The sequence below is a fragment of the Kaistia adipata DSM 17808 genome, assembly GCF_000423225.1.
GTDB lineage: Bacteria > Pseudomonadota > Alphaproteobacteria > Rhizobiales > Kaistiaceae > Kaistia > Kaistia adipata.
Genome location: NZ_KE383991.1, coordinates 753,900 through 773,693 on the forward strand (window position 1 = coordinate 753,900; position 19,794 = coordinate 773,693).

The following is a 19,794-nucleotide window of genomic DNA, read 5'->3' on the forward strand; positions in this document are numbered from 1 at the left end:
GGGGGTTCTCCTTTTCTATCGGCATGAGGTAAGGCGCCGTGTCACTCGCGCCAAGGGTGAAAAGGCCGGTCCAGGCCTCGACAGGCATGGCCATTTCCGCAGGAAGCTGGCATGGAGGACCGCCACGGTCCATATTTGTTCTCATGTCCAAGCCTTCCGAATCGACTGCCATGACCGCTCCCTTCGACAGCTCCGCCCCTGCCCCGCGCCCCGGCGGCATCGCTGCGCGCGCGCTCGGCCGGGCGGCGGCGCCCGACTATGTCGCCCGCCTCAACCCCGAGCAGCGCCTGGCGGTGGAGACGACGGAAGGGCCGGTCCTGGTGCTCGCCGGCGCCGGCACCGGCAAGACCCGCGTCCTGACGACGCGCATCGCCCACCTGCTCGCGACCGGCAAGGCCTATCCGAGCCAGATCCTCGCCGTCACCTTCACCAACAAGGCGGCGCGCGAGATGCGCCACCGCATCGGCGAGCTGATCGGCCCCTCGGTCGAGGGCATGAACTGGCTGGGCACCTTCCACTCGATCGGCGTCAAGATCCTGCGCCGGCACGCCGAGCTGGTCGGGCTCCGCTCGGATTTCACCATTCTCGACACCGACGACCAGATCCGCCTGATGAAGCAGGTGATCCAGGCCGAGAACATCGACGAGAAGCGCTGGCCGGCGCGCCAGCTGGCCAACCTGATCGACAGCTGGAAGAACCGCGGCCTGACGCCGGACGACGTGCCGCCGGGCGATGGCGGCTCCTTCGCCGACGGCCGGGGCGTCAAGCTCTACCGGGCCTACCAGGCACGGCTGAAGACGCTGAACGCCTGCGACTTCGGTGATCTGCTTCTGGAAAACCTGCGCCTGTTCCGCGAGCATCCCGACGTGCTCCGGGACTATCACCAGCGCTTCCACTACATGCTGGTCGACGAGTACCAGGACACCAACGTCGCGCAGTATCTCTGGCTGCGCCTGCTGGCGCAGGGCCGCAAGAACATCTGCTGCGTCGGTGATGACGACCAGTCGATCTATGGCTGGCGTGGCGCCGAAGTCGACAACATCCTCCGCTTCGAGAAGGATTTTCCGGGCGCCGTCGTCATCAAGCTCGAGCGCAACTACCGCTCGACCTCGCACATCCTCGGCGCCGCCTCGCACCTGATCACCCACAATGAGGGCCGGCTCGGCAAGACTCTGTTCACCGACGCGACCGATCCCGACGCGTCGCGCGTCCGCGTCGCCTCGGCCTGGGATTCGGAGGAAGAGGCCCGCGCCATCGGCGAGGAGATCGAGGCGCTGCAGCGCAAGGGCCACAAGCTGAACGACATGGCGATCCTGGTGCGCGCCTCGTTCCAGATGCGTTCCTTCGAGGAGCGCTTCGTCACCATCGGCCTCAACTACCGCGTCATCGGCGGTCCGCGCTTCTACGAGCGGCAGGAAATCCGCGATGCGCTCGCCTATCTGCGCGTCGTCGCGCAGCCGGCCGACGACCTCGCCTTCGAGCGCATCGTCAACGTGCCGAAGCGCAGCATCGGCGAAACGACGGTGCGGTTGCTGCACGACCATGCGCGGGCCCGCAACATCCCGATCCTCCAGGCGACCGAAGAGCTGATCGATACCGAGGAGATCAAGTCCTCCAAGACGCGCGCCGCGCTGCGCGACCTGCTCGCCTCCTTCGCGCTCTGGCGCTCGAAGCTCGACCAGATGAAGCATGGCGAACTGGCCGAGATGATCCTGGAGGAGAGCGGCTACACCGACATGTGGCAGCAGGACCGCTCCGCCGACGCGCCCGGCCGGCTCGAAAACCTGAAGGAACTGATCCGCTCGATGGAGGCATTCGAATCCCTCGGCGGCTTCCTCGAGCACATCGCCCTCGTCATGGACACGGACAACGCCGAGAACCAGGACGCCGTCTCGATCATGACGCTGCACTCGGCCAAGGGTCTCGAATTCGAGACCGTGTTCCTGCCCGGCTGGGAGGAAGGCCTGTTCCCGCACCAGCGCTCGCTCGACGAAAGCGGCCGCGCCGGCCTCGAGGAGGAACGCCGCCTCGCCTATGTCGGCATCACGCGGGCCAAGCAGCGCGCCATGATCTGGTTCGCCTCGAACCGCCGCATCCACGGCCTCTGGCAATCCAACGTGCCGTCGCGCTTCCTCGACGAACTGCCGGAGAAGCATGTCGAGGTGATCGAGCAGACCTCGAACTATGGCGGCTACAATGTCGGCGGCTACGGCAATTACGGCGCCAGCCGCTTCGACCGCGCCGACAGCTTCAACAACACCTATTCGACCCCCGGCTGGCAGCGCGCCCAGGCGAACAAGGCCTCGGCGCAGGCGCACGCGCGCGCGGCGCCGCGCCAGATCGAGGGCGAACTCGTCGCGAAATCAACCGGTTCCGGCTCGAAGTACAAGCTCGGCGAGAGGGTCTTCCATCAGAAGTTCGGCTATGGCGCGATCGTCGAGATCGAGGGCAACAAGCTCACCGTCGCCTTCGAGAAGGCCGGCACCAAGAAGGTGGTCGACAGCTTCGTGACGAAACACTAGGCGAAGATACTTCCAGCCTTGAGGCATCAGCACCCTCTTTCACCTCTCCCTCAGGGAGAGGTGAAAGCTAGGTTCCCCCAGACTTCTCTCGTTCTAGCCCGGCTGCAGGCGCATCAGCCCCGCCTCGGTCGGCCGGAAGCCGCAGCCGTGGTAAAAGGCCGCGAGATGCGGCTCGAAATCGACATGCAGCCAGGAGGCGCCGCGTTCCGCCGCCAACTCTGCCGCGCGGCGCACCAGGCGCGTGCCGAGGCCGGTGCGGCGGTGGTCCGGGTGCACGGTCGGATCGAGCAGGAAGGCGTGCACGCCGCCATCCCAGGCGACGTTGACGAAGCCGACCAGGACGTCATCGGCATAGGCGCCGAGATGGACGAGGCTGCGCGACAGGATCGCCTGCGGATCCGCCGGTCCCTCGGCCTGCCATGCCGCCCGCCAGAGCCGATCGAGCGCCGCGGCGTCGGGAAAGGGATCGACGCGGATTTCGGTTTCGGCCATGAAGCACATTCCCAATTCGGTTCAGAGGCGGATATGAAGACATCATCCGCCGCCAGACAAGGTTCACGCCATTGACCCTCATCGCCTCCCTCAACCTTGCCAAGGAATCCGACGCGACCCGCCTGATCGAGGCGATCGGCGAGGACGAGGCGCTCGGCTTTCCCTCCGCCGCGACGACGGAGCAGGCTGACCAGAGCTGGACCGTCGACGTCTATTTCGAGGAAGCGCCCGACGAGGCGGCGCTCGCCCGCGTGCTCGCCACAGCGCTTGGCCCCGAGGCCGGCCGGTTCGTCGTCTCGGACCTTCCCGACGAGGACTGGGTGGCGAAGTCGCTGGAGGGCCTGAAGCCGGTCCGCGCCGGCCGTTTCCTCGTGCATGGCAGCCACGACCGCGACAAGATCCAGCCGGGCGACATCGCCATCGAGATCGAGGCGGCCGAAGCCTTCGGCACCGGCCATCACGGCACGACGGCGGGCTGCCTGGAGGAGATCGACCGGCTCGGCCAGTCGCATGACTACAAGAGCATCCTCGATCTCGGCACCGGTACGGGCGTGCTCGCCATCGCCATCGCCAAGGCCTGGCAGAAGCCGGTGCTCGCGACCGACATCGATCCGATCGCCACCCGCGTCACCGCCGAGAACGCCGCCCTCAATGGCGTCGGCGAACTGATCGACGCGGCGACGGCGGAAGGCTTCGGCAATCCCGTCCTCGCCGTCCGCGCGCCCTATGACCTGATCGTCGCCAACATCCTCGCGGGTCCGCTGATCGCGCTGGCGCCGGAAGTCGTCGCCCACCTCGCGCCGAAGGGGACGGTGCTGCTGTCGGGCCTGCTGACGGCGCAGGGACCGTCCGTCGCCGCCGCCTACGAGGCCGAGGGCCTGAAGCTAACGCGCACCGGCGAACAGGAAGGCTGGCTGACGCTGACGCTGGAGCGGTAGAGGGCAAGCTCCGGGCTCTACGTTAGCCCACGCTCGCCGTCATCCTCGCGAAAAGCGAGGATCCATGCATCCGGGTCCCCGGACGCGAAAACGCCGGCAGCCCGGCTGAATGGATCCCGGATCTCCGCTTCGCTGCGTCCGGGATGAAGGCAGAGCTATATCACCGCCGGCTCGGGCGCTCCCCGCGCCGAAGAAGGCCCGATCCGGACCGCATTCGCAAAGCGCGATCATCATCCTGAGGTGCCCGGCAAAGCCGGGCCTCGAAGGAGGGTCCAGGGAACGGCCCGGGCTTCCAGCCCAGGTCTACAGACTGGCGTGCTTTGCTGGATCGTCCTTCGAGGCCTCGCTCACGCGAGGCACCTCAGGATGATGGCGGAGCCGGTCGAACGGCGAGGAAGACTGGAGCTTGAGGTAGCCGCGAGCCGCCTACCCCACCGCCGGCAGCATCGAGCCCGTCTCCTCCTGGCGCAGGTGCCAGGAATAGGCCTCGGCGAGAAGATGCGGGGTCTGGCCGCCGCGCTGCTTGACGGCGCGACGGTAATAGTCGGCCGCGAGCTCGCGATAGCTCGGATGGATGCAATTGGCGATGATCACCTCGGCGCGCTCGCGCGGGGCGAGGCCGCGCAGGTCGGCGAGGCCGTTTTCCGTCACCACCACGTCGACGTCATGCTCGTTGTGGTCGACATGCGGCACCATCGGCACGATGCGCGAGATCGAGCCATCCTTGGCAAGCGACTTGGTGACGAAGATGCCCATATAGGCGTTGCGGGCGAAATCGCCGGAACCGCCGATGCCGTTCATCATGTGCGTGCCGCCGACATGCGTCGAGTTGACGTTGCCGTAGATGTCGCATTCGAGCGCCGTGTTGATGGCGATGACGCCGAGCCGGCGGATCACCTCGGGATGGTTCGAGATCTCCTGCGGGCGCAGCACGAGGCGGCTCTTGTACTGGCCGATATTCGGCATGACACGCGCCTGGCAGGCGGCCGAGAGCGTGATCGAGGAGCCGGAGGCGAAGGCGAGCTTGCCGGAATCGAACAGCTCGAACGTGCTGTCCTGCAGCACCTCGCTGTACATGGTCAGGTCATGGAACGGGCTGTCGATCAGCCCGTGCAGCACGGCGTTGGCGATCGAGCCGATGCCGGCCTGCAGCGGGCCGAGCCGGTCGGTGAGCCGCCCCTTGCGCACCTCGGAGCCGAGGAACTCGATCAGGTGGCCGGCGATCGCCTTGGTCTCGTCGTCGGGCGGCGTCGTCTCGGCCGAGCTGTCCTCGCGCTTGGTGACGACGATCGCCGCGATCTTGGCCGGATCGATCGGGATGAACGGCAGGCCGACGCGGCTGTCCGGCGTGATGACGGGGATCGGCTCGCGATGCGGCCGCCGGGTCGGGATGTAGATGTCGTGCAGGCCCTCGAGCTCGGGCGACTGGTCGAGGTTGAGCTCGATGATCACCTTCTCGGCGAGGATGGCGAAGGTGGCGGAATTGCCGACCGAGGTGGTCGGGATGATGCCGCCCTCGCGGGTGATCGCCACCGCCTCGACGACGGCGACGTCGATCGGGCCCATCTGGCGCGACCGCAGCAGTTCGACGGTCTCGGAGAGATGCTGGTCGATGAACATCACCTCGCCCTTGTTCAGGGCGGAGCGCAGCACGCGATCGGACTGGAACGGCAGGCGGCGCTTCAGGACATGCGAGCGGGTCAGCACCTCGTCGATGCCGTTGCCGAGCGAGGCGCCGGTGATCAGCGTGATGCCGAAGGGCTCGGTCGCGGCGCGCTCGGCGAGCGCCAGCGGCACCGCCTTGGCGTCGCCGGCGCGGGTGAAACCGCTCATGCCGACCACCATGCCGTCGCGGATCAGCGACGCCGCCTCGGCTGGCGACATGACCTTGTCGTGGAGCGATGCGAGACGAATGCGGTCCTGCAACATGCTGGAGAACTCTCTGCTGGGGGCGTGCTGGGCCGGACAATAGGCCGGTGGATCGCGCCGCGCACCCCGCAAAACGCACGAAATCCGCGACGGGCTGTCGCGGATTCCGGGATTCCAACTATGTCGCCGCGTCAGCCGGTCCAGGACCGGCCGGGTCGCGTGATCAGATCAGGCCGCCCATCAGGCTGCGCTCATGCGTCTCGCGGTCGTAGCCGAAGGTGGCCAGCGCAGCGTCGTCGAGCGAGAGCTGGTAGCCGTTGACGAAGCGCTTGGTGCGGCGCTCGCCGACATGGCTCAGGCGGGCCACAGCGCGCGGCACGACGCCCCGCCCGCGGCTTCCCGCCGGGGCAACGCCGATTTCGCCATAAGCTGCAGCCAACATGATCCAGTTTCCTTTTACGTAAGGCGCAGTGCGCCGGAGATGACGAGGCATACATAGCGACCTTCCGCGCGCGAAAGAACAGCTGCAACGGAATGACAGACATGCGGTTTTTGCAACGCACAAGCTCCGGTGGATTGTGCACCGCAACGCAAACGGGATCGCCAGGCGAATTGCCGAGGCCGGATCGCGCCGCTAGGGTCGCGCAAACCGTCGCGACCAGCGAAGAAGGCACCAGCGAATGTTCCAGAATTTCGACGCGCCCAGCCGCGCCCACCCGATCACCGATCGCCTCGTCGCGCTGCGCGCCCACCTCGCGCGCGCCGGCCTAGCTGGCTTCGTCGTGCCACATGCGGACGAGTATCAGGGCGAATACATCCCCGCCTCCGCCGAGCGACTCGCCTGGCTGACGGGCTTCACCGGATCGGCCGGCGCCGCCGTGGTGCTGGCGAAGGAGGCCGCCGTCTTCGTCGACGGGCGCTACACGCTGCAGGTGCGCGACCAGGTCGACGTCGCCGACTTCACTCCCGAGGACCTCATTGCTGCACCGCCGCATACGTGGCTGAAGGGCCGGCTCAAGGCCGGCGACCGCATCGGCTATGACCCGCGCCTGATGACGCTCGCGGAAGTGCGCCGCCTGGAGACCGTCTGCAACGCCGCCGGCGCCGCCTTCGTCGCGCTCGACGAGAACCCGATCGACGCCATCTGGCACGACCGTCCCGCCGCCCCGCTGTTCCAGGTCATGCAGCAGCCGGACGAGCTCGCCGGCGAAAGCGCCGACGCCAAGATCGCCCGCCTGCAGGCGATCCTCGCCGACAAGGACGTCGACGCGGCGATCCTGGCGCAGTCGGATTCGATCGCCTGGACCTTCAACATCCGCGGCGCCGACGTGCCGCACAATCCCGTCGTCCTTTCCTATGCGCTGCTCCGCCGCGACGGCCGGCCGACGCTCTATGTCGACGGCCGCAAGCTCTCCAACAGCATCCGCGACGATCTCGCCAAGCGCGCCGACATCAAGGAAGAACGCGCCTTCCTCGCCGACCTGACGGCGCTCGGCAAAAGCGGCGCGAAGGTCCTCGTCGATCCGCAGACGACCCCTGCCCTGTTCGCGCAGACGCTCGTCGCCGCGAACGGCGTCCTCGTCGAGGGCGCCGACCCCGTCGTGCTGCCGAAGGCCCGCAAGAACGCCGTCGAGCTCGACGGCACGCGCCGCGCGCATCGCCGCGACGGCGTCGCCATGACGCGCTTCCTCGCCTGGCTCGACGCCAACGGCGCCAAGGGCACGGAAACCGAGATCAGCGTCGCGAAGAAGCTGGAGACCTGCCGCGCCGAGGCCGGCGAGGCCGACGGCTCGCCCCTGCTGGAGATCTCCTTCGACACCATCTCCGGCGCCGGATCGGACGGCGCAATCGTGCACTACCGCGTCACCGAAGCGACCGACCGCAAGCTCGAGCCCGGCACGCTATATCTCGTCGATTCCGGCGCGCAATATCGCGACGGCACCACCGACATCACCCGCACCATCGCCATCGGCAAGCCCTCGGCCGAGATGCGCGACCGCTTCACCCGGGTGCTGAAGGGTCATATCGCGCTCGCGACCGCGCGCTTCCCTAGGGGTACGACCGGCGCGCAGCTCGACACGCTCGCCCGCCATGCGCTCTGGCAGGCCGGCCTCGACTTCGACCACGGCGCCGGCCATGGCGTCGGCGTGTTCCTGTCGGTGCATGAAGGGCCGGTGCGGATCTCCAAGGCCGGCCATCTGCCGCCGGAGCCCGGCATGATCCTTTCGAACGAGCCCGGCTACTACAAGACCGGCGCCTATGGCATCCGCATCGAGAACCTGATCGTCGTCACGCCACCGGCGCCAATCGAGGGCGGCGACCGCGAGATGCTCGGTTTCGAGACGATCACGCTGGCGCCGATCGATCGCAATCTGATCGATACCGCCCTGCTCACCCCGGCCGAACGCGCCTGGATGGACGCCTATCACGCCCGCGTCCGCGAGGCGCTCGCGCCCGGCCTGCAGGGCGTCGACCTGCAGTTCCTGATCCAGGCGACGCAACCGCTGGACGCATAGCCAGTCACTCCGAATGCCATCACGGAACCTGTCAGCGCGACAGGTTTCGTGATGGAACGTGACCTACCCGCCTCCGTTGTCCCGGCGAGCCCAAGCTCAATAGGCTAGAAAAGACACGGAGTTAACGACCATGAAGAAGCTGTTTGGAACCACCGCCCTGGTCGCTCTCCTGACTGCTGGACCCGTGCTGGCGCAGGACGCAACCACGCCCGCCGAGCCGGCCACGCCGCCGGCGGCCACAACCCCGGCAGAGCCTGCGACCCCGCCGGCCGCGACGACCACCGTCGCTCCGGCCGCCGCCGACCGCTTCATCGTGCTGGAGGACGGCAGCACCGACTGGCTCGCCTCGAACCTGATCGGCTCGACCGTCTATAGCGGCACCGACGAGAACCTCGGCAAGATCGTCGACATTCTCGCCACCGACGACGGCCAGGTGAAGGCCGTGGTAATCGGTGTCGGCGGCTTCCTCGGCATCGGCCGCAAGGACGTCGCAGTCGCGCCCGCCACGCTGGAGCGCGTGAAGACCGACAAGGACGTGAAGCTGGTACTCGCCACCAGCAAGGAAGAGCTCAACGCGGCGCCGGAATTCAAGACCGCCGCGCAGCAGGAATCGGATGCCGCCAAGGCGGCCGCGCCGGACACGAGCATGCCGGCGGCCGACCCGATGCCCCCGCCGGCCAGAGATCCGGCGGCACCGGCAACGGCCCCCGCGGCGCCGTAAGACCCACAAGCCGCAGCAACCGAGGCCTGCCCGAACGGGCGGGCCTCAGCGCATGGCGGGAGCCGAGACGGGACGTTCCGCGCCGCCTCCGCTGCCGGGGTGCGCGGAACGTCGCCGTCATGTGAATCCAGCCCGGAGGAAGCCACTCAGACCGGGCGGTGGATGAACTGCCGCGCAGCCCCACAGCCGGCGGCCGTCCCCAGGCAACTCATGCTCCCGAACGACACTTCTCGAGCGCGACCATGGCCTCGGCCAGTTCGAGATCGGCCGGGTCGGTGATCTTGATGTTGCGAGCGCTGCCCTCGATAAAGGCCGTGCGAATGCCCGCGACCTCCAGTACTTCCAGCAGGCTGGGATCATCCGACACCGCTGCCGCATCGAGCGTCTGGTAGGCCCGCCTTACCGCATCCGCCGAGAAGACGACCGGCTTCTGGCCGACCAGAACGCCGCCCGGCGGATGCAGGATCTCGCCATCGCGACGATACAGATACTCCGTATTGACGATGCCGGGAGCCGAGGCTCCGCGTTCCCGGGCGGCCTCAAGCAATTGCGAGACCGAGGCTGCCGTTGCGAAGGGGTGCACCACGTCGTGCAGGATCAGCCAAGTCGCAGTCGCCTCGTCGATCAGCCTGCGGGTCGTCTCGCTGCGGGTCGATCCGCCAGCGATCAGGATGATGCCGGGACCGCCGACCAAGGAACGCGCCCGATCCAGATCCGCGGCGGGAACCGCGATGACAATGCTCTCGACAAGAGAGCGGAACAGCCCGACCGAGCGCTCCAGCAAGGTTTCGCCATCGAGCCGCACGAAAGCCTTGGGCCCAAGCCCGAGCCGCGATCCGCTTCCGGCGGCCTGGATGAGGGCCTGGGCGGCGGGCGGTCGATCCTCAAGGGCGGACATCGTCACTCCGTCGAAGCAGGAAATGCAGAGCCCGGCCCAAGGACCGCCGGATCGCAGCGCTTCGCCTTCCGGCGCGATCACGGGCTCCGCCAAAGAACGCCTCCCGGCCGTGCCGGTTGATCCGATCGAGGCAGGCGGGATCGAGCGTGTTCAGGACGGAGGGCGCACGGGCGGCGACATAGTCCTGCTTGCCGGTCAGCCAGTCGCGAAGCGCCCCGCGCAGGCGCTGGAAATCCCTGCGGACGGTGTCGTCGCGGCCGAGCACCCCGCCGACGGCCGTGGCGAAATGGGGACGGGCGTCGCGATCGCCCTGAAAGCTGAGTGCCCCATCGCGATCCAGATCGAAGAAGTGCAGCAGGTTGCAGTGGTTGCCGGGGTCGAGCCGATGATTGTAGAGCTCCAGCCCGCGCGAGCTCACCATCAAGCTGTGCGAGGCGTCATGCACCGCGAAGGCCTTGCGGATGTCCATGTCCGTCGCGTCGGGCTGGCTTGCGGTGAAATTCTGGGAGAAGGCAAAGCTGCGCCGCGGCGCCGACACGAGGCTCCGGCCGGATCCAGAGAAGGGAAGCGCCGGCGCGACACCGAGAAGATCGAAGCAGGTTGCCGCGAGATCGATAGTGCTCGCCAGACCATGGTCCGTCCCGGCCGGCAGCGACGAAGCACGGATCAGCAAAGGGCAGTGCACGATCTGGGTGTGCGGCTCGACGCCGTGCAGCAGCCCCTTCTTGAAGCCATGCGTCCAGTAGTCGTCGCCATGGTCGCCGAATATGACGACCACAGTCTCGTCCATCAGGTTCTTGCGCTCCAGGACATCGATCATCGCGCCGAGCGCATGGTCGGCAACCGCGCACGCGCCGCCGATCAGGTCGTCGAGGCCCTCGGCATGGGAGGCCAGTGCCATGGCATGCTCGACATGCGTCACCAGGTTCCAGACATAGAGGGCGAAGCGATCCGCGTTCGTCGCCTCGTCGAACCGCCGCAGCAGGGCGCCGAAATCGTTTGTCGACCAGACGGGAGGGAGCGTTTCGGCGAGAAGCGGAAGCATCCGCTTCGCCGGCCGCGCCGTCACGCCGAGGAATTCGGTCCGGTATCCGGCTTCACCGAGCGTCGCGAAGAGACTCGGATTGTTGGCGGCGGGCCTGGCAAGGCCCGGCGCCGCGTCCATCTCGCGGTCATTGCCGTGAAACAGGTAGGCGAGCACCATCTGGGTCGAGGTCGCTGACGAGAAGTAGGACCGGTAGACACGCGATTCCGGCATCAGCCGGTTGAGATTGGGGAACGCTTCCGGAAAGGACTGGAGCGTTCGCCAGGCAATGCTCTCCAGATGGAGAACCACGAGATTCCTAGTCGTCACGGATGAGCGAGCCTTCCGTGGGACGGGATGGATTCGGAAGGCGAACTGCGGAGGCTCATGATTTCGCCTCGCGCCAGGTCTTGAAGATCGTTACGAAATCCAGGCCGGTGAAACTCCGCCCGGTCCAATTGCGCCCCTCGCCCGCGCCATGGCGCTCGAAATGATGCCAGCCGCTCTTGAAGCCACCCTTCGCGACGGCGAGCCGGACATCGGGATTGAGGGCCAGGTACAGTTCCTCGTCGAAGAGCGCCCTGTCCGGCAGCGCCGATGCCACGACGCCAAGCCCTTTTATGGCGGCGACCCGCGCCCTTGGTGTTCCGTCCGACAGATCACGATAGCCGCGCCACGGCAGGACGGGCTTCAGCTTGAGATCGCGTTCATCGACAAGGTGCCCGTAGCCGATGGCCTGATGCTGGTTGTGCGGATCGATCGCCCGAAATTTCTCGAACCGACGCTCCCGATCGCCGCGATCCATCATGCTCAGGTGATAGAGATAGGCGTTCATCCGCGCCTGCGGCGCCGCGTCGAGCTCCGGCGGGAACCACGGCCGGTGCATGGCGGATCCCCGCTGGCTGGAGTCAGGCGGAACCCTGAACATGCGCACGGTCCAGCGCGGGCCGCACCGGCCATCGGCACGGAAACGATCGGGCGCATTCCAGAGATTGACGATCCGGACCAGCCGCAGATGACGCCCGGTCCGCTCGCCATGGGCCGCCTCTTCCCGCAATCGCCGCAGAAAGGACTCCTCGAACCGTTCGTCGGCGTCCGCACAGAGAACCCATTGCGCGCCCAGCCTGGCCGCCTCGACCAGCAGCCGGTAGCGGTTGCTGGTCTCGTTGGCGTGAGGCGCCCCTTCGCGGTCCTCGCGCAGGACGGAGGCGACGCGGGTATCACGATGCAGGATCTCGGCGGTGCGATCCGTGGAACAGTCATCCAGCGCGACGATCCCGTCCACATGGTCGCGAATGTGGTGAAGGAAGCCGGGCAGATACCCTTCTTCGTTGCGAACCGCAATCAGACAGAAAACACGCACGCCGGTTCCTTGAACGAGAACAGGAGCCAGCCTCGGGAGCGTCATCGCGCCCCCGTCATTTTCTCCCCCTGCGGCAACCTTCTACACCCAAACTGTGCCGTCACAAGAGGCGCAAGCTGCTGGGCCCGCTCGGAAATCCTCATAAACACCTCGATGACCGATCATAAGCTGCATCTAACCACATCTTGCCATCAAGAGTTGCGCAAGCCCAATCGGCCACCCAACGCGCCCGTTCCCGCAGCAAGGGTCCGCCGGGCCAGCCGCCCTCCGCCCGCGCGCGGCCGGACGGATGCGTCACTTGTCCTCCAGCCGGTTCGTCCGTATCAGCGGGAACTCACTCGCAAGGACGGAATCGCATGACCAGTCTGGTTGGAAAAGTCGCCTGGATCACCGGTGCGGGCAGCGGAATCGGGCAGGCGGTCGCGACTGCGCTCGCCGGCGCCGGCTGCGTCGTCGTCCTGACGGGACGGCGCCAGGAGGCCCTCGGCCGGACGGCGGAGGCGATTGCAGGAAATGGCGGCCAGTGCGTCACGATCGCCGGCGACCTGACGCAGCCCGAAATGGCGGGCGCGATCGTCGCCAGGATCGAGGCAGAGTTCGGGCGGCTCGACATCCTGGTCAACAACGCCGGCGGCAACATCGTCGAACGCGCCTGGAAGGACCTGACCACGACCAGCATCGACGGCCTCATCAACAGCAATCTATCGGCTGCCTTCTACTGCGCCGCCGCCGCCATGCATCCGATGCGCAGGGCGCAGCAGGGCCAGCTGATCCACATCGCGTCCTGGGCCGGCAAGTTCATCCATCCGGTCAGCGGCCCCGCCTATACCGCCGCCAAGCATGCCGTGGTGGCGATGAGCCAGAGCATCAACATGGAGGAGTATCGCAACGGCATCCGCTCGACGGCGATCCTGCCGGCGGAAGTCGCGACGCCGATCCTCGACAAGCGGCCGGCGCCGCCGACGGCCGAGGAACGCGGCGCGATGCTCCAGCCGGCGGACCTTGCCGAACTCGCGCTCTTCATCGCGACCCAGCCGGCCTCGGTCTGCCTCAACGAAGTCGTGATCAGCCCCCGGTTGAACAAGTTCTACGAGAGATAGCGCTCTGGCCGGTACAGCTCGATTGCGGAGCACGCCGCGATCGAGCTGGCTTCAGGCGATCCGCCGCCTCGTTGTGAAGGCGTAGGAGCGCCCCGAGACGGGACGCCGCTTGTCGCCTCAGTCCGCGCCGACCAGCGTGAACCAGCCGTCCTCGTCGATCACCTCGATATTGTGCTCGGCGGCGGCTTTCAGTTTCGAGCCGGCGCCGGGGCCGGCGACGACGAGATCCGTCTTCTTCGACACCGACCCCGCGACCTTGGCGCCGAGCCGTTCGGCCATCGCCTTCGCCTCGTCGCGCGTCATCCGGACCAGCGTGCCGGTGAAGACGACCGTCTTGCCGGCGACGGGGCTGTCGGTGCTGGCCGCCTCGAGCGGCTGCGGCGTCACCTGCTCCAAGAGCCTTGCGAAGGCGTCGCGATTGTGCGGCTCGTCGAAGAAATCGACCAGCGCCTCGGCGACAACGCCGCCGATGCCCTCGATGTCGATCAGCTCGACCCAGGCATCATTGCCCTTCAGCAGTTCCGGCCCCGGCGGCCGCGCCGCCTGCGCCGTGTCGCGAAACGCCTCGACCGTGCCGAAATGGCGGGCGAGGCGCTTGGCGTTGGTCTCGCCGACATGGCGGATGCCGAGCGCGAAGATGAAGCGGTTGAGCGCGATGCTGCGGCGGTCGTTGATCGCGGCGAAGAGGTTGCGCGCCGAGGTCTCGCCAAAGCCGTCGCGGTTCCTAAGCCGCTGCAGCTGGTTCGCGTCGCGCGCCTCCAGCGTGAAGATGTCGGCCGGCTCCTTGATCAGCCCCCACTCGTAGAAGGCCTGCACCTGCTTCTCGCCCAGCCCCTCGATGTCGAAGGCGTTGCGCGAGACGAAATGGCGGATGCGCTCGACGGCCTGCGCCGAGCAGATCAGCCCGCCGGTGCAGCGTCGCACCGCCTCGCCCTCTTCGCGCACGGCATGGCTGCCGCAGACCGGGCAAAGCGTCGGGAAGCGGTAGGGCTCCGCATCCGCCGGACGGCGATCGAGCATGACCGAGACGATCTGCGGGATGACGTCGCCGGCGCGCTGCACGACGACCGTGTCGCCGACGCGGATGTCGACGCCGTCGCGGATCGGCAGGCCGTCGCCGCCGATGCCCCGGATATAATCCTCGTTGTGCAGGGTCGCATTCGAGACGACGACGCCGCCGACCGTCACCGGTTGCAGCTTGGCGACCGGCGTCAGCGCGCCGGTGCGGCCAACCTGGATGTCGATGCCGTTCAGCACCGTCACCGCCTGCTCGGCCGCGAATTTGTGCGCGATCGCCCAGCGCGGGCTGCGCGAGACGAATCCGAGCCGGTTCTGCAGGGCGAGCGAGTTGACCTTGTAGACGACGCCGTCGATGTCGTAGCCGAGCCCGGCGCGATCGGTCTCGAGCGCGTGGTAGAAGGCGAGCGCCTCCTCGACCGTGGTGCAGAGGGTCATACGCGGATTGGTCGGCAGGCCCCAATCGGCGAAGGCCTCGACCATGCCCATCTGGGTCTCGGCTGGCATGGCGCTCATCTCGCCCCAGGCATAGGCGAAGAAGCGCAGCGGCCGCGAGGCGGTGATCTTCGGGTCGAGTTGGCGCAGCGAGCCGGCAGCGGCGTTGCGCGGATTGGCGAAGCTCTTGCCGCCGCCGGCCGCCGCCATGCGCGCGTTCAACGCCTCGAAATCGGCATGCGCCATGTAACACTCGCCGCGGATCTCGACGATCTCGGGCACGCCCTTCGGCAGTGCTTTCGGGACATCGCGGATCGTCAGGGCGTTGACGGTGACGTTCTCGCCCTCGAAACCGTCGCCGCGCGTCGCCGCCGTGACCAGGCGGCCGCCCTCGTAGCGCAGCGACAGCGACAAACCGTCGATCTTCGGCTCGGCCGTGAACGGGATCGCCTCGCCACCATCGATCTTCAGGAAGCGGCGGGCGCGATCGACGAAATCGACGACGTCCTCGTCGGCAAAGGCATTGTCGAGCGAGAGCATCGGCACGGCATGGGGCACCTTGGCGAACTTGGCCAAGGGCGCCGCGCCGACCGAGGCGCTGGCGGTCGAGATCAGGTCGGGAAAGCGCGCCTCGATCGCGACGAGGCGGCGGCGGAGCGCGTCATAATCCGCGTCCGAGATCGTCGGCGCGTCCTGCTGGTAGTAGCGGATGTCGTGCTCGGCGACCGCGGCGCCGAGCCGGGCGTGCTCGTCGGCCGCCTCCTCTGCGGTGAGGATCTCGACCGGCTTCTCGCGCGCATGGTCCAACGGCATGGCAACACTCCCATTCAGGGGAAAAGCTATGCCGCGCCGCCGGATCGCTCGCAAGGGCGCAAGGCATCCGCCAACAGGCGAAGCACCCGGTCATCGGAACCCGGGCGGACGAGGCCGCTCGGGAAACGCTCAGTGGCCGACGTCGATCACGGCGGCGGGATCGGGATGGTGCGGCGCGAACAGGCGGCCGCGCTCCGTCCAGAACACGACGCCGAGGCTGAGGATCCCGGTCGCCAGGAAGCCGATGGCGAGCGGAAGCACGCTGCCGTCGAAGGCCTGGCCGATCGCCATGCCGACCAGCGTGCCCAGGATCGTCGTGTAGAAGCCGATCATCGACGACGCCGTGCCGGCGATGTCGCCGAGCGGCTCCATCGCCATGGTGTTGAAGTTCGGCATCGTCAGGCTGAACAGGAACTGGCAGACGGCGAGGTTGAGCGCGAACAGGACGAGCGGCGGCTTGCCGTCGAAGGCATAGGCCGTCACCACCATCACCAGCGACATCAGCACATGGCCGCAGACGCCCGCATGCGAGATGCGCCGCATGCCGAGACGCCGCACGAGGCGGACATTGACGAACGAGGCCACGCCCATCACGGCCGCTACCAGGCCGAAGACGAGCGGAAACAGATGGCCGAGACCATAGACCTCGGTCTCGAAGATCTGCTGCGACGAGCCGATATAGGCCATCAGGCCGCCGAACATCAGGCCGATCGCCGTCGAATAGCCGAGCGTCATCCGCTCGCGGACACAGCGCTTGGCGCCGGCGGCAATGCGCTCGAACGAGAACGGCATGCGATATTCGGGATGCAGCGTCTCCGGCATGCGCTTGCCGAACCAGATCGCGATGACCACGGCCATGACCAGCATCGAGACGAAGATGGCGTGCCAGGAGCCGAACAGCAGGAACAGGCTGCCGATCGCCGGCGCGAAGACCGGCACGATGATGAAAATCATCATGGTGAACGACATCACGCGCGCCATCTCGCGCCCCTCGTAGCGGTCGCGCACGATCGCCACCGAGAGGATGCGCGTCGCCGCCGCGCCCATGCCCTGGATCAGGCGGGCGACGAGCAGCAGCTCGAAATTCGGCGCGAACAGCGCGATCAGGCTACCGACCGAGAAGATCACCAGTCCGATCGTCAGCGTCGGCTTGCGGCCGACGATGTCGGAGACCGGGCCGTAGAACAGCTGCATCAGCGCGAAGCCCGCCATGTAGACGGTCAGGATCAGCTGCACCTCGTTGGCCGAGGTCAGGCCGAAGTCGTTCTGGATATGGCCGAAGGCGGGCAGCAGGTTGTCGATCGACATCGAGCCGAGCGCCATCATGACCGCGATGATCAGGACGAATTCGGGAAAGGACGGTTCGCGGGCCGGGCGCGCGGGAGCGCCGGCGGACAGGACGGACATGGCAGATTTCCAAAAACGGCATCGGCGGGCAATATGGCCCGCGCGACGTGCGAACGACCGGGAGCCGGTGGCGGGCCCGATAGGATCGACGCGAAGTCTTATACTAAACGAATATTTGTGGCGCGGCCGTGACGGGTGTCACAGGCGATACGCTTGGGCAAGCTTACTCGACGCCCCTGCGTACTATGAAGGCAGCCTTACGATCAACGCTGAAACCCGCCCCGCCTTCGATTTCCTGCCGACTGCGGCATGTCGATCACAGACTGGCGGGGACTTCCGCGACGACGGAGCGACGCAAGAGTGTGGCTGCCGGGTCCGCTTTGGCGTAGCATGCGCCGGGCACTTCCGACGAGATCGGCGAAGACGCGAGCCGGAGGAAGCAGCCATGCATGCACAGGAATCCATCGAGCTCTCCAACCGCCTGAGAGGGCCGGTCATCGATCGCGACAGCCTCGATTATGACGAGGCCCGCAAGCTCTACAACGGCATGATCGACAAGAAGCCGCTGCTGATCGCCCGCTGCAGCGACGTCGCCGACGTCATCGAGGCGGTGAATTTCGGGCGCGAGCACAAGCTCCTGATCGCCATTCGCGGCGGCGGGCACAATGGCCCCGGCCTCGCCAGTTGCAACGACGGCCTGGTCATCGATCTCTCGTCCATGAAGGGCGTCCGGGTCGATCCCGCCAGTCGCACCGTCCGCGTCGGACCGGGCTGCACCCAGGGCGACGTCGATCACGCGACGCATCCCTTCGGCCTCGCCGTCCCGGCCGGCATCGTCTCGACGACAGGCATCGCCGGACTGACGCTCGGCGGCGGCACCGGCTACCTGACCCGGCAGTTCGGCCTCACCATCGACAATCTGCTCGAGGCCGACGTCGTTCTGGCCGATGGCCGCTTCGTCACCGCGAGCGCGACCGAGAACTCCGACCTGTTCTGGGGCCTACGCGGCGGCGGCGGCAATTTCGGCGTCGTGACCAGCTTCCTGTTCCGCGCCCATCCCGTCGACATGGTCTTCGCCGGCCCCATCTTCTGGGACCAGAAGGACGCCCGCGCCGTCATGAGGCGCTATCGCGACATGCTGCCGAAGGCGCCGGAACAGCTCGGCGCCTTCCTTGGCCTGAAGACCATTCCTTCCGCCGATCCGTTCCCGCGCGAACACTGGGGCAAGCGCATCTGCGCGCTGATCTCCTGCTACAACGGGCCGGAGGCGGACGGGCAGAAGGCGATGCAGCCCTTCCTCGAAGGCCTGCCGCCGCCGCTCGTCAACTGGATGGGCATGATGCCCTTCCCGGCGCTGCAGAGCCTGTTCGATCCGCTGCTGCCGTCCGGCATGCAGTGGTACTGGCGCGGCGATTTCGTCAACACGCTCAGCGACGCGGCGATCGACGCCCATCTGGCGCAGGCCGAGCGGACCCCGAGCGCCCTGTCGCTGATGCACCTCTATCCGATCGACGGCGCCGTGCATCGCGTCGGCCATGGCGATACGGCCTGGAATGCGCGCGGCGCGACCTGGTCGATGGTGATCGCCGGCATCGACCCGAACCCGCAGCAGGCCGGTCCGATCAGCCGCTGGACCAAGGCCTATTGGGAGGCCGTGCATCCGCACAATGATGGCGGCCAGGGCGGTGGCTATGTCAACTTCATGATGGACGACGAGGGCGAAGGCCGCATCCGCGCCACCTATGGCGACAACTACGCCCGCCTCGTCACGATCAAGGCCAAGTACGATCCGGACAATCTGTTCCGGGTCAACCAGAACATCCGGCCGCTGCATTGAGCCCATGAAGACGATGCGGGCGCCACGGCGCCCGCATCATCGGCATCCGTCTATCTCAGTCGTCATGCGTGTCGTGATGGCTGGCGAGGCCGCGCTTCCAGTAGCCGGACGCCTTCACGCGCTTCTTCGACAGCCCCTTGTCGTCGACCAGGATACGGCGGAGCCGCTTCGCCGTGTCGGATTCGCAGGCGACCCAGGCGAAGCCTTCGCCAGCCTCGGGCGCGAAGGCCGCGACCGCCGCGTCGAGCAGCGTCCCCTCACCCGGCGCTGCCGCGCCGCGATGAAGCCAGGTGACGGTGCATCCGGCCCGTTCGGGCAGCGCGATCTCGTCGGTCGGGGCCCCAACTTCCACGATCACGGCCACGCGCGCATCGGGGCGCAGTTCCTCCAGCCGGCGGGCGATCGCCGGCAGCGCCGTGTCGTCGCCGACCAGCAGGTACCAGTCGAAATCATCCGGCACGATCATCGATCCGCGCGGTCCGGCGATATGCAGCGTGCTGCCGACGGTGGCGTTGATCGCCCAGGCAGTGGCGGGGCCCGCCTCGTGCACGGCGAAATCGAGGTCGAGCTCGCCGGACGCGGCATCGTAGCGGCGGGGCGTGTAATCGCGCGCGATCGGTTTCTCCGCGCCTTCCGGAAAGTCGGGACCGTTCGGCCCGAAGGTCGGCAGCGAGGGAACGGTCTCGCCGGGCCGGGCGAAGAACAGCTTGACGTGATCATCATGGCCGCGGCTCTCGAAATCGACGAGATCGGGCCCGGTGAGCGTGACGCGGATCATCGAGGGCGATAACGGCTCGGTCCGCACCACCGTCAGGCGACGGATCCTGAGCGGGTAGCGGACGCGGTAGGTTTCGAACGGAACGGCGGGGGATTGAGTGTCGGACATATCAACTCCTGAGGAG

Annotated in this window: 15 protein-coding genes; 6 read left to right on the plus strand and 9 right to left on the minus strand. The window is 67.3% G+C overall.

Going from position 1 to position 19,794, the window contains the following annotated elements; all coding sequences use genetic code 11:
• Positions 1 to 170: 170 nt before the first annotated feature.
• Positions 171 to 2,522 (plus strand): ATP-dependent helicase, encoded by a 2,352-nt coding sequence (locus tag G539_RS0116465; protein ID WP_156912007.1) that lies wholly within the window; start codon positions 171 to 173, stop codon positions 2,520 to 2,522.
• Positions 2,523 to 2,615: 93 nt separating this feature from the next.
• Here G539_RS0116465 and G539_RS0116470 read toward each other — a convergent pair whose 3' ends face one another.
• A complete protein-coding gene (locus G539_RS0116470; RefSeq protein ID WP_029076169.1) occupies positions 2,616 to 3,014 on the minus strand; it encodes a GNAT family N-acetyltransferase in 399 nt (132 codons plus the stop codon).
• Positions 3,015 to 3,085: 71 nt separating this feature from the next.
• Here G539_RS0116470 and G539_RS0116475 point away from each other — a divergent pair, with 71 nt between their 5' ends.
• Entirely contained in the window at positions 3,086 to 3,952 is an 867-nt protein-coding gene (locus G539_RS0116475) for a 50S ribosomal protein L11 methyltransferase (RefSeq protein ID WP_029076170.1), read from the plus strand.
• Between the two features lie 426 nt (positions 3,953 to 4,378).
• Here the strand turns inward: G539_RS0116475 and scpC are convergent, their stop codons facing one another.
• Positions 4,379 to 5,881, minus strand: coding sequence for a succinyl-CoA:acetate CoA-transferase ScpC (scpC, locus tag G539_RS0116480; RefSeq protein WP_029076171.1), 1,503 nt, complete (start codon positions 5,879 to 5,881; stop codon positions 4,379 to 4,381).
• Positions 5,882 to 6,044: 163 nt separating this feature from the next.
• A complete protein-coding gene (locus tag G539_RS27140) occupies positions 6,045 to 6,263 on the minus strand; it encodes a hypothetical protein (RefSeq protein ID WP_156912008.1) in 219 nt (72 codons plus the stop codon).
• 238 nt (positions 6,264 to 6,501) lie between these two features.
• Here G539_RS27140 and G539_RS0116490 point away from each other — a divergent pair, with 238 nt between their 5' ends.
• Both G539_RS0116490 and G539_RS25170 read left to right on the plus strand, forming a co-directional pair.
• Positions 6,502 to 8,337 carry an aminopeptidase P family protein gene (locus G539_RS0116490; protein ID WP_029076173.1) on the plus strand — a complete coding sequence of 612 codons (1,836 nt, stop codon included), beginning with the start codon at positions 6,502 to 6,504 and terminating at the stop codon, positions 8,335 to 8,337.
• 130 nt (positions 8,338 to 8,467) lie between these two features.
• A complete protein-coding gene (locus tag G539_RS25170) occupies positions 8,468 to 9,058 on the plus strand; it encodes a PRC-barrel domain-containing protein (RefSeq protein WP_051231535.1) in 591 nt (196 codons plus the stop codon).
• Between the two features lie 208 nt (positions 9,059 to 9,266).
• Here G539_RS25170 and G539_RS26340 read toward each other — a convergent pair whose 3' ends face one another.
• The 3 genes from G539_RS26340 to G539_RS0116510 all read right to left on the minus strand — a co-directional run bounded on the left by G539_RS26340 (position 9,267) and on the right by G539_RS0116510 (position 12,343).
• Positions 9,267 to 9,956 (minus strand): IspD/TarI family cytidylyltransferase, encoded by a 690-nt coding sequence (locus tag G539_RS26340; RefSeq protein WP_051231537.1) that lies wholly within the window; start codon positions 9,954 to 9,956, stop codon positions 9,267 to 9,269.
• Positions 9,943 to 11,292 carry a sulfatase-like hydrolase/transferase gene (locus G539_RS0116505; protein WP_029076174.1) on the minus strand — a complete coding sequence of 450 codons (1,350 nt, stop codon included), beginning with the start codon at positions 11,290 to 11,292 and terminating at the stop codon, positions 9,943 to 9,945. Before G539_RS0116505 ends, G539_RS26340 begins: the two co-directional genes overlap by 14 nt.
• Before the next feature lie 73 nt (positions 11,293 to 11,365).
• Positions 11,366 to 12,343 carry a glycosyltransferase family 2 protein gene (locus G539_RS0116510; RefSeq protein WP_169516660.1) on the minus strand — a complete coding sequence of 326 codons (978 nt, stop codon included), beginning with the start codon at positions 12,341 to 12,343 and terminating at the stop codon, positions 11,366 to 11,368.
• Positions 12,344 to 12,699: 356 nt separating this feature from the next.
• Here G539_RS0116510 and G539_RS0116515 point away from each other — a divergent pair, with 356 nt between their 5' ends.
• Positions 12,700 to 13,443, plus strand: a complete 744-nt coding sequence (locus tag G539_RS0116515; RefSeq protein WP_029076176.1) for an SDR family oxidoreductase — start codon at positions 12,700 to 12,702, stop codon at positions 13,441 to 13,443.
• 117 nt (positions 13,444 to 13,560) lie between these two features.
• Here G539_RS0116515 and ligA read toward each other — a convergent pair whose 3' ends face one another.
• Both ligA and G539_RS0116525 read right to left on the minus strand, forming a co-directional pair.
• Positions 13,561 to 15,708 (minus strand): NAD-dependent DNA ligase LigA, encoded by a 2,148-nt coding sequence (gene ligA / locus G539_RS0116520; protein ID WP_029076177.1) that lies wholly within the window; start codon positions 15,706 to 15,708, stop codon positions 13,561 to 13,563.
• A 129-nt stretch (positions 15,709 to 15,837) separates the two neighbouring features.
• Positions 15,838 to 17,115, minus strand: coding sequence for a multidrug effflux MFS transporter (locus tag G539_RS0116525; protein WP_029076178.1), 1,278 nt, complete (start codon positions 17,113 to 17,115; stop codon positions 15,838 to 15,840).
• 385 nt (positions 17,116 to 17,500) lie between these two features.
• On the opposite strand from G539_RS0116525, the gene G539_RS0116530 reads away from it, so the two are divergent.
• Positions 17,501 to 18,892, plus strand: coding sequence for an FAD-binding oxidoreductase (locus tag G539_RS0116530; protein ID WP_035831490.1), 1,392 nt, complete (start codon positions 17,501 to 17,503; stop codon positions 18,890 to 18,892).
• A 55-nt stretch (positions 18,893 to 18,947) separates the two neighbouring features.
• On the opposite strand, the gene G539_RS0116535 is transcribed toward G539_RS0116530, so the two are convergent.
• A complete protein-coding gene (locus G539_RS0116535; protein ID WP_029076180.1) occupies positions 18,948 to 19,778 on the minus strand; it encodes a siderophore-interacting protein in 831 nt (276 codons plus the stop codon).
• Between the last annotated feature and the right edge of the window lie 16 nt (positions 19,779 to 19,794).